The 13,740-nt window shown below is 66.1% G+C and carries 11 protein-coding genes; 5 read left to right on the top strand and 6 right to left on the bottom strand.

The features are described from left to right. Positions 1-56: 56 nt before the first annotated feature. The 3 genes from BMY53_RS00190 to BMY53_RS00200 form a co-directional block, all read right to left on the bottom strand. Positions 57-2,123, bottom strand: coding sequence for a sensor histidine kinase (locus BMY53_RS00190; RefSeq protein WP_143073852.1), 2,067 nt, complete (start codon positions 2,121-2,123; stop codon positions 57-59). Then, on the bottom strand, positions 2,116-2,784 hold the full coding sequence (locus BMY53_RS00195; protein ID WP_092942229.1) for a response regulator: 669 nt from the start codon (positions 2,782-2,784) through the stop codon (positions 2,116-2,118). The genes BMY53_RS00190 and BMY53_RS00195 overlap by 8 nt, the downstream gene beginning before the upstream one ends. Positions 2,785-2,939: 155 nt before the next feature. Beyond that, positions 2,940-3,152, bottom strand: a complete 213-nt coding sequence (locus tag BMY53_RS00200; RefSeq protein ID WP_092942232.1) for a hypothetical protein — start codon at positions 3,150-3,152, stop codon at positions 2,940-2,942. Positions 3,153-3,513: 361 nt separating this feature from the next. Between BMY53_RS00200 and BMY53_RS00205 the strand changes: the two genes are divergently transcribed. The 5 genes from BMY53_RS00205 (at position 3,514) to BMY53_RS00225 (ending at position 9,498) form a co-directional block, all read left to right on the top strand. Next, positions 3,514-4,563: a serine hydrolase gene (locus tag BMY53_RS00205; RefSeq protein ID WP_177200642.1), complete on the top strand. Its 1,050-nt coding sequence runs from the start codon at positions 3,514-3,516 to the stop codon at positions 4,561-4,563. A 127-nt stretch (positions 4,564-4,690) separates the two neighbouring features. Continuing rightward, a complete protein-coding gene (locus BMY53_RS00210; RefSeq protein WP_092942238.1) occupies positions 4,691-5,101 on the top strand; it encodes a PA2779 family protein in 411 nt (136 codons plus the stop codon). 67 nt (positions 5,102-5,168) lie between these two features. Next, positions 5,169-6,122 (top strand): PA2778 family cysteine peptidase, encoded by a 954-nt coding sequence (locus BMY53_RS00215; RefSeq protein ID WP_092942240.1) that lies wholly within the window; start codon positions 5,169-5,171, stop codon positions 6,120-6,122. A gap of 116 nt (positions 6,123-6,238) precedes the next feature. After that, positions 6,239-7,837, top strand: a complete 1,599-nt coding sequence (locus BMY53_RS00220) for a polyamine aminopropyltransferase (RefSeq protein ID WP_092942243.1) — start codon at positions 6,239-6,241, stop codon at positions 7,835-7,837. Further along, complete coding sequence (locus tag BMY53_RS00225; protein ID WP_092942246.1) at positions 7,819-9,498, top strand: flavin monoamine oxidase family protein; 1,680 nt, start codon at positions 7,819-7,821, stop codon at positions 9,496-9,498. The genes BMY53_RS00220 and BMY53_RS00225 overlap by 19 nt, the downstream gene beginning before the upstream one ends. A 99-nt stretch (positions 9,499-9,597) precedes the next feature. Here BMY53_RS00225 and BMY53_RS00230 read toward each other — a convergent pair whose 3' ends face one another. From BMY53_RS00230 to BMY53_RS00240, 3 genes are all read right to left on the bottom strand, one after another. After that, a complete protein-coding gene (locus BMY53_RS00230; protein WP_255369960.1) occupies positions 9,598-10,947 on the bottom strand; it encodes a c-type cytochrome in 1,350 nt (449 codons plus the stop codon). 20 nt (positions 10,948-10,967) lie between these two features. Next, positions 10,968-12,740 (bottom strand): GMC family oxidoreductase, encoded by a 1,773-nt coding sequence (locus tag BMY53_RS00235; protein WP_092942249.1) that lies wholly within the window; start codon positions 12,738-12,740, stop codon positions 10,968-10,970. 228 nt (positions 12,741-12,968) lie between these two features. After that, positions 12,969-13,679 (bottom strand): gluconate 2-dehydrogenase subunit 3 family protein, encoded by a 711-nt coding sequence (locus BMY53_RS00240; RefSeq protein ID WP_092942252.1) that lies wholly within the window; start codon positions 13,677-13,679, stop codon positions 12,969-12,971. Between the last annotated feature and the right edge of the window lie 61 nt (positions 13,680-13,740).

A 13,740-nucleotide genomic window follows, 5' to 3' on the forward strand; every position in this document is an offset into this window, starting at 1 on the left:
GCGGAAAAGCAATGGGAGAGACAGTATTGACGAGGCACCCTGCTAAGCGCGATGGCTCAACTCTGTGCGCAGAGGGCCGCGTCCGACTGGGACCGGTGGGCACCCTCACGTATTTCATGGACAGGACCCAAGGGCAGCCGCAGTTGGGTGCGAGCCCCTGCAGGGGTCAGCGTGAACTCGAAGACCCCGCCCATCTGGTGCGCACGCTCCCGCATGCCACCGAGCCCACGACCGCCTGAGAGCGCAGACGATGCGCCTGGCGCCGTCGAGGCGGGCAAGCCCTCTCGGCCATCCCCGCCGCCCCGGCCGCCCCGACCGTTATCCTCGATGTCCAGGCACAACACGTCCAAGTCATCCAGCCGCAGGCCGATCCGGATCCGGCTGGCCTCGGCATATTTCACCGTGTTGGCCACCGTCTCTTCGGCGATACGCCGGACAGAACGGGAGAGGTCCCCCAGCAGCACCACCTCCCGCCCTTCCGGCATGTCGATCTCGACGCTGAAGCTGTCGCTGCTCAAGGCCTCATCGAGGCTGGTGGCATAGCCGAACAGCACATCCTGAATGGTGCGCTCCTCCACCGGGGTGGTGGCGGAGATGATCTCCCGGATGTCCTTGAGGGCATCCAGCAGGCTGATTTCGAGCTGCCCATGGTTGATGTCCCGGTCGCGCACGCTGAAGAGCGTGGTGACCAGCCGGGAGCCAATCCCGTCGTGCAGTTCGCGATAGATGCGGTCTCGCTCAGACTGCGCCGCCGCTTCACTCTCCATGTCCCGCTGGCGCTGGTAGCTGACCAGCAGCTCGCGCTCGCGATGCAACAGCGTGTCGGTGAGCACCTGGTTGGCCTGCCGGATCCGCTCCACCTGGGACCGGATGCGTGCCAACAGGCGTTGGCCCGTCACCAGCAGAAGCAGCGGCATGGTCAGGTGGCTGAGCAGCATCGGCGCGGCCAGCAGATGGGCCAGAGTCCAGCCGGGGCCGGGCACATGCACCGGCAGCAGTTGAGCCACCACGTTGTGGTCATGCAGGGCAAAGACCTGCGTCAGGATGGTCAGCGCCAACAGCGAGAACGCAGGCCGGCTGCGCGTGCGCACCGCATGACGCGCCAGACGCACGGTGGCGTACAGATAAAACAGCATCAGCAGCGGCATCCAGTACTGCGCCAGCCAGGCCCGCAACCCCGGGCCGGCGAACGGATACAGCACGGGCGCCGTCAGCACCGCCACCGCCAGGGCATACCGCCCATGCCGGGGCATGCGTTCACCAATGAACGCAAACACAAAAAGCGTCAGCAGGCCCACGACCGCACCCAGACAGACGTACTGCGCCCAGGTCCATAGCTTGAGCAACCCGGCAGGCACGTAGGGCAGCAACACCAGCCAGAACAGCAGCGCCCAGACGGTGGTGAGGGCGCCGGCGCGGGCAAAGACCTTGCCTTCCTCCCGGTTCACGATACCTGCACCCATCAGAAAGAGCCCGGCGAGCAGGCACAGCAGGTTGGAGGCATTGGCCAGGGAAGACCCAATGAAGTTACTCAGTTCGAACACCAGATTCGTGCTGCCGATGCCACCGATGTACAGCGGTGGCAGCAGGGTGCGCGGGTCATGGCTGGAGAGCTCGAAGGTGAGGAGGTTGGGCTTGTCATGCCGCAGCAGGCGGCGCGCCAGCGGCGCCACCAGCGGCCGGTGCCATTTGTAGCGCGCAGTCTCGCTGGAACGCGGCAACCCGGCGATCCAGACACCGTTGAGGTAGATGTCCATGCCGTCGAGTGCCTGACTCACCAGCAGCGCCTTCCCGGGCGGGATGTGCTCGCCCGGCGCGGGAACCTCGGGCACCGTCAGATAGCGGTCGATCGGGATGGAGAAGCGAACACGGCGCAGACCCGTATCCACCTCGGTATCCAGTTGCGCGGGGAGTTCCATGTGCGGCCTGGAAAGCAGCAAGCGATCCGAGGCCTGATCCACCACCCTGACATCCACCGCCTGCGTCACCTCCGTGAGATCGTGCACCAGTTGGCTGGTACAGGCGAAGGGCAATACCAGCAGGGCCAGCGAGATCCACCACAACGGACGGAACCGCCTCAGCCCACGGGCTGAAGGGAGGATGGAGCGCAGGACCTCACTCATCGACCAGGCCAAGCGTCCGCGCCACATTGGCGGCACGGGCGCGCGAATTGACGCCCAACTTGCGGTAGATGGACCGCAGATGCTGGTTCACGGTGTGCGGGGAGATCGCCAGCCGGCGACCAATCTCGACGATGGGCAGCCCCTCCACCAGCAGGCGCAGCACCTCCCATTCACGCTCGCCCATGCCGAGGTCATGCAGCACCTTCTGGCGATCCACCTGCGGGCGGACGTTGTTCTCCAGCGCCTGCACCCGCTCCACGATCATCTGGGAGACGGCCGGGCTCAACGGCGCCTGGCCGTTGTGGGCACAGACCAGCTTCTCCACCAGCGCGGGATGGATTTCGTCCTTGAGCAGGTAGCCGCAGGCGCCGGCCCGAAGGCTGCGCATCACATGCTTGGTGTCCGCGAAGGTGCTGACCACCACGCTGCGCGCCTCGCGGCATTTCTCGGCGATAAGGCGGATCAGGTCCACGCCATCCACATCCGGCAGGCCGAGATCCACCACATACAGGTCGGCCCGGTTGGCCAGGATGGCCGCTACCGCTTCGGTACGGTTCTTTCCGACCGCCACCACCTCGCACAGGGTGCTGGAGGAGATGACGTCGATCAAGCGTTTCAGGATCATGGGGTCGTCTTCGATGATGGCCACTGCGATGCTCATGCTGGTTTTCCTTTGACTCGTCCTTGTCGGCCCGCCAAGCGAGCGCGAACCAGTGTGTCGGCCACAGGAAAACGAACAACTGCCCAAGCATGCAGACCCACAAGGGCAGTCGATCGCTCGGTAGCAAGGGGTTGGGGGCGGTGACGCCCCCTGTATCAGTCAGGCTCCTCCTTGGAATCGATAGATTCCCACCAGAAGGACAACCAAACAAACAGCACCACGACGAACAGCAGGCCACCTCCTGACAAAAGCAGGTAGCCGATCGGCGTTAGCGCATGGATGGCAGGCACATCCGATAGCTCACCCAGCACAGCACAGGCGCAGCCCGCCAAACCCAGTTCAACAGAAGCAGTCAACAACGTTTTCATCACGCTCAATCACGCAAGGCCTTGACCCCGCAAAGGAAACACTCTACCGGTCGAATTGATAAAAATGCTAGAAGCGATGATTTGCTTCCCTGCGATTTGTCAGTTGACGCACTGAGTGGAGGAAGCGTGGGGAAATCGACCCCGATCGAGCGATAGAGATGAGGTGACACCCTCGGAATTTGTCGAAGACCACCTGTTGGGGCCAACAGTCATGAGTTGAATGCCGCGGTTCGCGCAGTGGACGCAGAAACACCGCAGAAACACCGCCTTCGCAGACAATCTCGCCGCATTCCGCCCGTGCGCCCCACCCTGCCCTGGATTGATGATGTTTTGCGCTTTCCATTCCCGTCGAACACTGGCCGTGGCGATTGCCGCGGCCCTTGGCGCGGTGATGCTCACCGGTGTCACGGTGTTTGCTCATGACGGCGCCTCTCGCCCGCCACCACCGCCAGCCCTGCCCGTGGCACAGGTCGCCTCCGCCAGCACGCCGCTGACGCCTGTTGAACGACCTGTCGCAATGGCTGCCGCGCGGCCAGAGGCTGCTGCGCGAGCCATGCGAGCCACAGCGGACACAGCGGACACGGCGGCGGTCCTTCAACCGGCCATCGACCGGTCTGCACCGGCTTTCACCAACGAGACCCTGGTCAGGCTGCCGGTCAACGCCCGCCACATGATGGTGGTGGACGACACCGGGCACGTGCTGATGGCCAAGGACGCCGACGCGGTGGTGCCGATCGCCTCCCTTACCAAGCTGATGACCGCCATGGTGGTGCTGGATGCGCATCAGGCGCCGGAGGATGAACTGCGCATCGAGGACGAAGATGTGGACCACCTCAAACACAGCGCCTCCCGTGTGGCCGTGGGAGCCCGGCTGACCCGTGCAGCCGCTCTGGAAATGGCCTTGATGGCCTCGGAGAACCGGGCGGCTTCGGTGCTGGCACGGCACTATCCCGGCGGGTTGCCCGCCTTCGAGTCCGCCATGCAGGCCAAGATCCGCGCCCTGGGGCTCACCCACACCACCTTGAATGACCCGACCGGGCTTTCGCCGGAAAACCTGTCCACGGCGGCAGAAGTGGCGCGCATCGCGATGGCCGCCTCGCGTTATCCGGAGATCACCCGCATCACCAGCGGCAAGTCAGCCCGTGTGGCCGTCAACGGACGCCCGCGGGAACTGCACAACACCAACCATCTTGTGGGCGGCAAGGGCTGGGACATCCGTCTGTCCAAGACCGGATTCACCAATGAAGCGGGGCGTTGCCTGGCCATGCGCATGAAAAACGGCAGCCAGACGCTGACGGTGGTGCTGCTGGACACCGACGGCTCGGCGCAGCGCCTGCGGGACGCCGCCCTGATCCGCCGTTCCCTGGCGGGTGAGCCCCGGCACATCGGCCGCAAGCTCAAGCTCAGCTGAACGGACGCTGAAGCCGGACTGTAATGTTGGCTACCAGCTGCATGGAGTGTGACTCAAGGTAAGCAGGCTTGTAACAAAGTGGGGTGGCTTCTAGCATCACAGCCTCTCCTTCTTGAATGCCGCATCTATGAGCCGCACTACTTCCCGCCTTTCCCGCGTCATCGCGTCGTCGCTGATCGTTTCGTGCTCGCTCATGGCTGTTCCGATGCACGCATCGGCCCAGATCGTGCCGACCGACGCGCTGGTTCAGCCCGCCACGGCCGGCGCCGCTGCGGACAGCCGCGCCCGTGTGAACGCCTTCTTCGCCCGTGGCGATGTGCGCCAGGCCATGATGAACGAAGGTGTGGACGCTGCCAGCGCGCAGGCCCGCGTGGACGCCATGTCGGACGACGAAATCCGCGCCCTGGACGGCCGTATCGCCAAGGCCCCGGCCGGTGGTGAAGTGCTGGGCATCATCTTCACCGTGTTCGTGATCCTGCTGATCACCGACATCCTCGGGTTCACGAAGGTCTTCCCCTTCACCCGCTCGATCCGCTGAGCAACCTGCATCAGCCCGTGATTGAACGGGTTTGACCCGTTCAATCACCTTCCCAGAAGTCCCACGAATGCGTCGTCTGCTGCTCAAGGCTGCCCTGGGTGGCGCCATCGTTTCCCCGCTTTTGCTGGCCGGCTGTGCCAGCACACCGCCGCAGTTGAGCGCGCTGGAGTCGCAATGGCCCCCGCATCTGCCGGCACGGGTGGACCTGTCGTCCTCCACCCCCTTCATCGCACAGGAAGACTACGAATGCGGGCCCGCTGCGCTGGCCATGCTGCTGCAAAGCAGCGGCAAGCGCATCAACGTACAGACCCTGAAACCGCAGGTTTTCCTGCCTGGCCGCCAAGGCTCGCTGCAGACCGAGATGCTGGTCGCCACACGCCGCCAAGGCCTGCCGGCCTACCCGCTGCCGCCTCGTCTGGATGCACTGCTGGCCGAGCTGGCCGCCGGGCACCCGGTGGTGGTGTTCCAGAACCTGTCGCTGGAGATCTACCCGGTCTGGCATTACGCCGTGGCCGTGGGCTACGACCGCGAACGCCGCACCCTGCTGCTGCACAGCGGCAAGACACGGCGCCAGGAAGTCGAACTGTCCGTGTTCGAACGGACCTGGGCCCGGGGTGACTACTGGGCCATGACCACCCTGCCGCTGGACCAGGTGCCCGCCTCCCTGGACGGCGCCCAGACCGGCGCCGCCCTCAGCGCGCTGGAACGGCTGAACTCGCCCGCTGCCCGTCAGGGCTACGCCACCGCCCTCACCCGCTGGCCGGGTGAACCGCTGCTGCTGATGGGTGCCGGCAATACCGCCTACACCGCTGGCGACAAGGCGGCGGCCGCCAAGTACTACGGCCGCCTCACCGACGTGCGCCCCGACATCGCCGACGGCTGGAACAACCTGGCCCAGGTGATGCTGGACCAGGGCTACCGCTACAAGGCCTCGCTGGCCATCCAGCGCGCCGTGGACCTGGGAGGGCCGCGCGTGGACCAGTACAAGTCGCTGCAAAAGCGAATCACCGCCGGCATGTAAAGCGTGGCGTAGGGGGGGGTGAGGGGGGAACGTCACCCTGCCGCAACAGCCGCAAGGCTGGCCTGGCCTCACCGGCCGTCCCGGTGGCGCACCGCGTGATAGCCTCGCGCCCCATCATGCTTCACGAGAACGCCGCAACCGCGTCAACGCCGCTGGACGACGCCGAGGACACCGCCTCCCGGGCTTCCCTGCCCGAGGTTCTGCTGCTGGCCAGCGTGTTTGTCATCGCCGCCTGCGGCCTGGTGTACGAACTGGCGGCTGGCGCGCTGGCCAGCTACCTGCTGGGCGACTCCATCCTGCAGTTCTCCACCATCATCGGCAGCTACCTGTTCGCGATGGGGCTGGGCTCGTGGCTCTCCCGGTTCATCGACCGCCAACTGGTCGCGCATTTCCTGCGGCTGGAACTGCTGGTGGGCGTCATCGGCGGGCTGATGCCTGCGGCGCTGTTCACCGTGCACAGCCTGCTGCCGCCTGGCCAGGTCATGGCCTTCCGGCTGCTGCTGTATGTGCTGGTGCTGGTGGTGGGCACCCTGGTGGGGCTGGAGATTCCCTTGGTGATGCGCATCCTCAAGCGCCACTTCAAGCAGCGTTACGCCCTCAAGGAGCTGGTCTCCCAGGTGCTGACCTTTGACTACCTGGGCGCCCTGCTGGTAGCGCTGGCCTTCCCGCTGGTGCTGGTGCCGCAGCTGGGCCTGGTGCGCACGGGCCTGTTCTTCGGGTTGCTGAATGTGGCCGTAGCGGTCTGGGCGCTGTGGATCTTCCGCGCCCGGCTGCGGGCCTGGCGCTCGCATGCGGTGGCCTGCGCCGTCTCGCTGCTGGTGCTGGCACTGGCCATGGCGGGGGCGGACCGGCTCAGCACCTGGGCCGAAGACCGCTTCTATGGCGAGCAGATCCTGTTCAAGGAAAGCAGCGACTACCAACGCATCGTGGTGACCCAGGGCCAGGGGGGCACCCGGCTCTTCCTGAACGGCAACCTGCAATTTCACTCCCGCGACGAATACCGCTACCACGAGGCCCTGGTGCACCCCGCCATGGCCGCTCATGGCGCCCCGCGCCACGTGCTGGTGCTGGGCGGCGGCGACGGCATGGCTGTGCGCGAGATCCTGCGCTACCCCTCGGTGGAGCAGGTCACGCTGGTGGAACTGGACCCGCACATGACCACGCTGTTCTCCACCATGCCGCTGCTGCGCCAGCTCAACCAGGACTCGCTGCTGAGCCCCAAGCTGCGCATCGTGAATGCAGACGCGTTCGGCTGGCTGGAACAGCATCCGACGATGTATGACGTGATCGTCATCGACTTCCCGGACCCCAGCAACTTCGCATTGGGCAAGCTGTATTCGGCCAGCTTCTACAAGCTGATCGACCTCCATCTGAACGCCAGCGGCTATGCAGTGATCCAGTCCACCTCCCCGCTGGTGGCCCCGCGCAGCTTCTGGACGGTGGTGAACACGGTGGAGGCGGCGGGCCTCACCGCCACCCCGTATCACGCCCATGTGCCGAGCTTTGGTGAATGGGGTTATGTGCTGGCCAGCCGCAGGCCGTGGGTGGCGCCACGCGCCCTGCCCCCCGGTCTGCGCTTCATCAACCTGGAGGGCCTGCCGGTGCTGATGAACTTCCCGCCGGACATGGCGAGGCCGGAGAAGCTGGAGGTGAACCGACTTTCCAACCAGGTGCTGGTGCACGAGTTCGAGCGGGAATGGGGCAAGCTGCATTGAGCGCCAAGCCCTCACCCGCCCTGCCGCTCGCCGCAACGCTCTCGCAGGCAGCCACACCCGGCCTGCGCCGTCGCGAGCTCCTGGCGCTGGGCCTGTTGCCGATGCTGGCCGCCTGTGGCCGCGAAGCCGGCGACCTCGCTGAGCGCTTGGCCACCAAGGTGAGCGACCTGCCAGGCGGCTGGGTGGGCGCCTCCGTCGCGAGTGGCCACAGGCTGCGCGAAGCGCCGCCCGCCTGGGACAGCGTCTCCGACTCGCCCCGCCGCGCGCAGGTGCTGGTGCTGGGCGCCGGCATCGCCGGCCTGTCCTGCGCCCGCCGCCTGCGTGCACGCGGGGTGGAGGTGGCCCTGCTGGACCTGGAACCTCGCCCGGGCGGCAACAGCCGTGGCCACCTCATGGGAGGCCTGCCGTGCCCACTGGGCGCGCATTACCTGCCAGTGCCCGGACCGGAGGCACCGGAGGTCCAGGCCCTGCTGGAGGAATTGGGGCTGGCGCGCCTGGAGGCCGGCCGCTGGCAATACGACGAACGCCATCTCTGCCACAGCCCGCAGGAACGCCTGTGGTTTCAGGACCAATGGGTAGACGGCCTGCTGCCACCGGCCGAATCCCCCGAGGTGCTGGCCCAGTACCGGCGCTTTGCCGCGTTGGTGGAAGCGGCGCGCCGCGACATCGGCTTTGCCATGCCCAGCACCCACCACCGCTGGACGGCCGGGCACGACGTGCTGGACCGGCAGACCTTCGCGGCCTGGCTCGACACCCACGGCCTGAACGCCCCGCCGCTGCGCTGGTATCTGGACTACTGCTGCCGCGACGACTACGGCGCCCCGGCAGCCGAGGTCTCCGCCTGGGCCGGCCTGCATTACTTCGGCAGCCGCCACGGCTTCATGAGCCTGGAAGAACGCGAGGCGGTACTGACATGGCCGCAGGGCAACGGCTGGCTGAGCGAGCGGCTCGCCGCGCCCCTGGCCGAATCCTTTCATGCCGGGCAGACGGTGCTGCGCGTGCGGGAAGAGCGCCATGGCGTTCAGGTGCTGAGCTGGGATCATCAGGCCGACCGCCCGCAGCGATGGGCGGCAGAACAGGTGGTCCTGGCGTTGCCGCTGTTCATCGCCGGCCGGGTGGTGGAGCAGCCCTCCTCGGCCCTGGCGGCGATGACCCCGCGCCTGTGCTACGCCCCTTGGCTGGTGGCCAACCTGCGGCTGGATGACCCGCCGCTGGAGCGGCTCGGCGCGCCACTGTCCTGGGACAACGTGGTCTACGGTTCGGACAACCTGGGCTACGTGAACGCCAACCACCAGTCACTCGACCCTCGCCCCGGCCCCTGTGTGTTGACGGCCTACCGGGCGTTGCCGCAGCCGGAGCGACGCGCGCTGCTGACGGACGACTGGCGTGGCTGGGCCGCCAAGGTCCTGGCGGACCTGGCGCCGCTGCATCCCGATCTGCTGGAACGGCTGCAGGCCGTAGACCTGATGCGCTACGGCCATGCGATGAGCATCCCCGTACCCGGTCTGCGCGGCGCCCCCGCGCTGGCGGCCTTGCGTGAGAGTGGCCAAGGCCGTATCCATCACGCACACGCAGACCTGGCGGGCTACTCGGTCCTTGAGGAAGCGTTCACGCAGGGCGAGAAGGTCGCGCAGCGGCTGCTCGGGGCCAAGAGGCCCTAGCCGGGACGGCGGCCGTTCGGCCGTTCGCCTGTTCGCCTGTTCTTCTACGGGTGTCCGGGAAAGCGCTACGGAGGTTCCCTATAGCGCTTCCCACCGGGATCAATGCTGTTGCTCGATCAGCTTGTCCCGCACCTTCGCCACGTCACGTTCGGAGACCGGCGCAGCACGGTTGCTCCACCCCTGGCGCAGGAAGGTGGCCAGGGTGGCGGCTTCGCTGTCGCTGAGGCGGTGGCCGAAGCCTGGCATCACCAGCACCGACGGCGCCTTCTCGGTAGACGGCGTCCGCGCCCCTTGCAAGATCACATGGATCAGCGCGTTGGGGTTGTCGGCATTGATCACCGTCGCGCCGTCCAGCACCGGGAAGACGCGCGTGGCGCCCTTGCCATCCACGAAGTGGCAGGCCGCGCAGTTGTCCAGGTACAGGCGTTCACCCAGCGTCAGGTTCTCGGCATTGGTCAGCTTGGCGGCGGTTTCCTTCGCGCCCTGGGGCTTCACGTCCGCAGCACGGTCCGGCACCGGGGTCAGGCCCTTCAGGTAGGTGGCGATCGAGTGCAGATCGTCGTTCTGCAGGTAGGCCGTGCTGTGACGCACCACCTCGGTCATTTCACCCGCCACGGCGGAGGTCTGGTTACGGCCCGTTTGCAGGTAATCCACGATGTCCTGCTCGGTCCAGCGGGGCAGGCCGCGCAGCGAGGGCACACCCCAGCCACCGAGCTCACCACCCGACAGGAAGGCCAACTCACCGCTGTTGCTGGCCTTCTCGTTCATCGCGAAACCGCGCGGCGTGTGGCAGCTGCCGCAGTGGCCCAGGCCTTCCACCAGGTAGGCGCCCCGGGTCACCTGCGCGTTCCAGCCGCTGACCGGCTTGAACGGATCGGTAGTCGCGAAGAACCAGTTCCACACCCCCATGCCGAAGCGCAGGTTGAACGGGAAGCTCATGCTGGTTTCCGGCGGCGTGGTGGCCACCGGCTTCACACCCTCCATGAAGAAGGTGTAGAGGGCATGCATGTCCTCATCGGTCACCTTCACGTAGCTGGTGTAGGGCATGGCCGGATACAGGTGGCTGCCATCGGCGCGCACGCCCTTGCGCACGGCCTCGGCGAACTGTTGCTCGGAGTAGTTGCCGATGCCGTGCTGCTTGTCCGGCGTGATGTTGGTGGAATAGATGATGCCGTGGCCGCTGTCGATCGGCAGGCCGCCCGCGAAGGCGGGCTTGCCCTGCGTGCTGTGACAGGCGATGCAGTCACCCGCGCGGGCCAGGTACTCGCCGCGCGAGATCAGCGCTGCATTGGGCGACGAGGCCACTGCCGCCGGCGTGGCCGCCACCACGGGAGCGGCCGCCACGTCCGAAGCGGAAGGTGTGGGGGCGGGAACCGCCATGCCGCTGACGGCATACAGGGTCACGGCCGCCAGCGCGGCGGTCGCGAGAAGGGGCTTCAACAGTTTCATTGTCTTGGTCCTACCCGCGTTCATGCCTGCACCAGGGGGCCGGGGTTCTTCAGGTACTGCTTCTTGATGGCCTCAGCCGCGAACAGCGTGATGGCGCCGATCGTGGCAGTCGGGTTGGCCTGGAAGTTCTGCGGGAAGGCGTTCCCCCCCGGCACAAAGACGTTGTGCACGTCCCAGGACTGCAGATAGCGATTGAGCGCGGAGTCGTGGGGCGAGGTGCCCATGATGGCGCCGCCCACGTTGTGGGTGGAGACGTACTTGGTGATGTCCCAGTTCGAATCCATCTTGAGGAAGTTCTCGGAGATGGCGTCCGGGCCCAGCTCCTTGGAGATCTTCAGCACGATGTCGCGCAGGTAGCGCTGCAGCTTCAGCTCGTTTTCGCGCCAGTTGAAGGTCATGCGCAGCAGCGGCTGGCCCCACGGGTCCTTGTAGTTCGGGTCCAGGTCCAGGAAGTGGCCGCGGTAGGACATGCAGGTCGTGGTGATGCTCACGCCCATCGAATGGCCATACCAGTCCACCATGCCTTCCTTCCAGCCCTTGCCCCATTGCGGCGTGCCCGGGGGCAGCGCAGCGCCGATGGGCGTGCCGGTGGCCTGCGAGCTGTGGATCTTGGCGCCGCCGATGAAGCCCAGCTTGGGGCCGTCCTCGAAGTTGCCCGGCGAGATGTCGTTGAACATCTCGCCAGTGGCGCCGGCCGTGGCGAAGGGATTGAAGTTCTTGTCCTTGAAGAACAGGGTCGCGCCGCCGTTGGACAGGAAGGCGTAGTTGCGGCCGATGGTGCCCGTCTCGGAGATCGGGTCATACGGCTTGCCGATGCCCGACAGCAGCATCAGGCGCACATTGGCGAACTGGAAGCTGCTCAGGATGACGATCTTGGCGGGCTGGAAGACCTCGCGCTTGTTCTCGTCAATGTAGGTAACACCCTTGGCCGTCTTCTTGTCCGCATGCAGATCGACGCGGATGACGTTGGCGTTGACCTTGTAGTCGAAGTTGGGCATGCGCTTGACCACATCCAGGATGGTGGTCTGGGGCGATGCCTTCGAGTAGTTGAGACACGGATACTTGCTGCAGTAGCCGCAGTAGTTGCAAGGCGCCAGTTGCGCGCCGTAGGGGTTGGTCCAGGCCTTCGACACATTGGCCGAAGGGTTGGGGAACGGGTGATAGCCCAGCTTGGTGGCCACGTCCTTGAACATGGAGCTGTTCAGGGTGTCATGCAGCGCAGGCAGCGGGTACGGGCTGGAACGCGGACCTTCGTAGGGGTCGCCACCCGGCTGCAGTTCACCGCGCAGGTTGCCGGTATTGCCGGAGAGGCCACAGACCTTGTCGAAGAAGTCGAAGTGCGGCTCAATTTCCTCCCAGGTGAAGGGGAAGTCCTTGATGCGCATGTCGGCATCGAGCTGGCCCTTCTTGTAGGCCTTGTCCGCGTAGGTCTTGAGCTTGATGTCGGTGGGCGTCGGGCGGATGAGCACGCCGGTCCAGTGCAGGCCGGAGCCGCCGACACCGGTGCCGGGGGCAAAGGCGCCCCACTTGCGGGTGGGCAGCGCGGTTTCCTCACGGGTATAGCGCACGGTCAACGCGGCTTCGCGCGGGGTGGCGAAGACCTTGTTGCGGGTGTTGTAGGCGTACTGGTCAGCGGGCTTCGGATAGGCGAAGTCTTCCGGCGGACGGTCCGGGCCACGCTCCAGCGCGCGGACCTTCAGGCCTTCCTTGGCCAGTTCGATGGCCATGATCGAGCCGGCCCAGCCGAGGCCGACGATGACGACATCCACCTCGTCGTTGGTGATGTTTGGCATGACGTGTTTCCTGCAATGGCCCTTGGCACCGCGCGAGGCGCGCCAGGGCTGAAGCCTCTCAGGGTCGGTACCGGGGTACCGTTGCGGTTTCGAGGCAGATAAGACGGAGAGAAGGCACCGGCTCGCGCACCGGGGACTTGACTGAATGGCGGGGGTGATCGGTGCTGGATCAGGCTCTGGCGCCCTTGCGTTCGCTTGAGCGGGGCTCGAGCCCGGCCCAGCACCCGCTCAGGCGCGCTTGCCGCTGAGGCTGACAGGGCCCAGGGGGTACTTGCGGTTGTGCTGGTCCACCCACTCGGTGTAGGCCGCACGCGCACCGGGGAAGCCGATGGCAACCCAGGCCTTCATGTCCTTGTTGCCGCCGTACTTGGGGTCGGCGAGGTAACCGTTCTTGGTGTCGCCCAGGAACTGGCCGAAGAACTGCGAGGCCTTCAGCGTGGGCTCACCCATGGCGGCGAAGTCCACGGTGTTCTTTTGCAGGGCGGTCAGGAAGGCATCCTTGTCCTTCTCCGACAGTTGCTCGAACGGCTTGCTGAACTGCTTCTGGCAGGCCTGCTGCGCCAGCTTGATGCCGATGCGGTAGGTGTCCTGCGGGGCATACGGCAGCTGGAAGCCCAGCGTGGCCGGTGCGTCCGTCTTGTGCGGGCCCTGCAGGTAGATGTCGTTGCCCAGGCCTTCACCCAACTGCTGGTCGATGAAGACCGGCACATTGGTTTCCAGCGCGCCGGGGCCGCGGCCTTCGGCGGGGATGAAGCGGTCACAGGCCGCCATCACAAAGGCCCACTCGGCCGGGGAGAAGAACACCGGCTTGTAGCGCTGCAGTTCCACCCCTTCAAGCCCTTCGGCTTTGGGCTGGCCCAGCGGCATGGCAACGATAGGCACCGCTGCTGCGGACGCCAGCAGCAGCGTGCGGCGCGAGGAAGTGAACTTGGAAGACATGGACGGCTTGCTCCGATGAATGGGCTGGCATGCGTGGTGGCCAGACGAGCCCGGCACCGTA

The sequence above is a fragment of the Roseateles sp. YR242 genome, from assembly GCF_900109745.1.
In the GTDB taxonomy this organism is placed as follows: domain Bacteria; phylum Pseudomonadota; class Gammaproteobacteria; order Burkholderiales; family Burkholderiaceae_C; genus Roseateles.

Coding starts and splice junctions, on each gene's coding strand:
- BMY53_RS00190 (WP_143073852.1), bottom strand. CDS start 2,123: ATGAGTGAGGTCCTGCGCTCCATCCTCCCTTCAGCCCGTGGGCTGAGG.
- BMY53_RS00195 (WP_092942229.1), bottom strand. CDS start 2,784: ATGAGCATCGCAGTGGCCATCATCGAAGACGACCCCATGATCCTGAAA.
- BMY53_RS00200 (WP_092942232.1), bottom strand. CDS start 3,152: ATGAAAACGTTGTTGACTGCTTCTGTTGAACTGGGTTTGGCGGGCTGC.
- BMY53_RS00210 (WP_092942238.1), top strand. CDS start 4,691: ATGAGCCGCACTACTTCCCGCCTTTCCCGCGTCATCGCGTCGTCGCTG.
- BMY53_RS00215 (WP_092942240.1), top strand. CDS start 5,169: ATGCGTCGTCTGCTGCTCAAGGCTGCCCTGGGTGGCGCCATCGTTTCC.
- BMY53_RS00220 (WP_092942243.1), top strand. CDS start 6,239: ATGCTTCACGAGAACGCCGCAACCGCGTCAACGCCGCTGGACGACGCC.
- BMY53_RS00225 (WP_092942246.1), top strand. CDS start 7,819: ATGGGGCAAGCTGCATTGAGCGCCAAGCCCTCACCCGCCCTGCCGCTC.
- BMY53_RS00230 (WP_255369960.1), bottom strand. CDS start 10,947: ATGAAACTGTTGAAGCCCCTTCTCGCGACCGCCGCGCTGGCGGCCGTG.
- BMY53_RS00235 (WP_092942249.1), bottom strand. CDS start 12,740: ATGCCAAACATCACCAACGACGAGGTGGATGTCGTCATCGTCGGCCTC.
- BMY53_RS00240 (WP_092942252.1), bottom strand. CDS start 13,679: ATGTCTTCCAAGTTCACTTCCTCGCGCCGCACGCTGCTGCTGGCGTCC.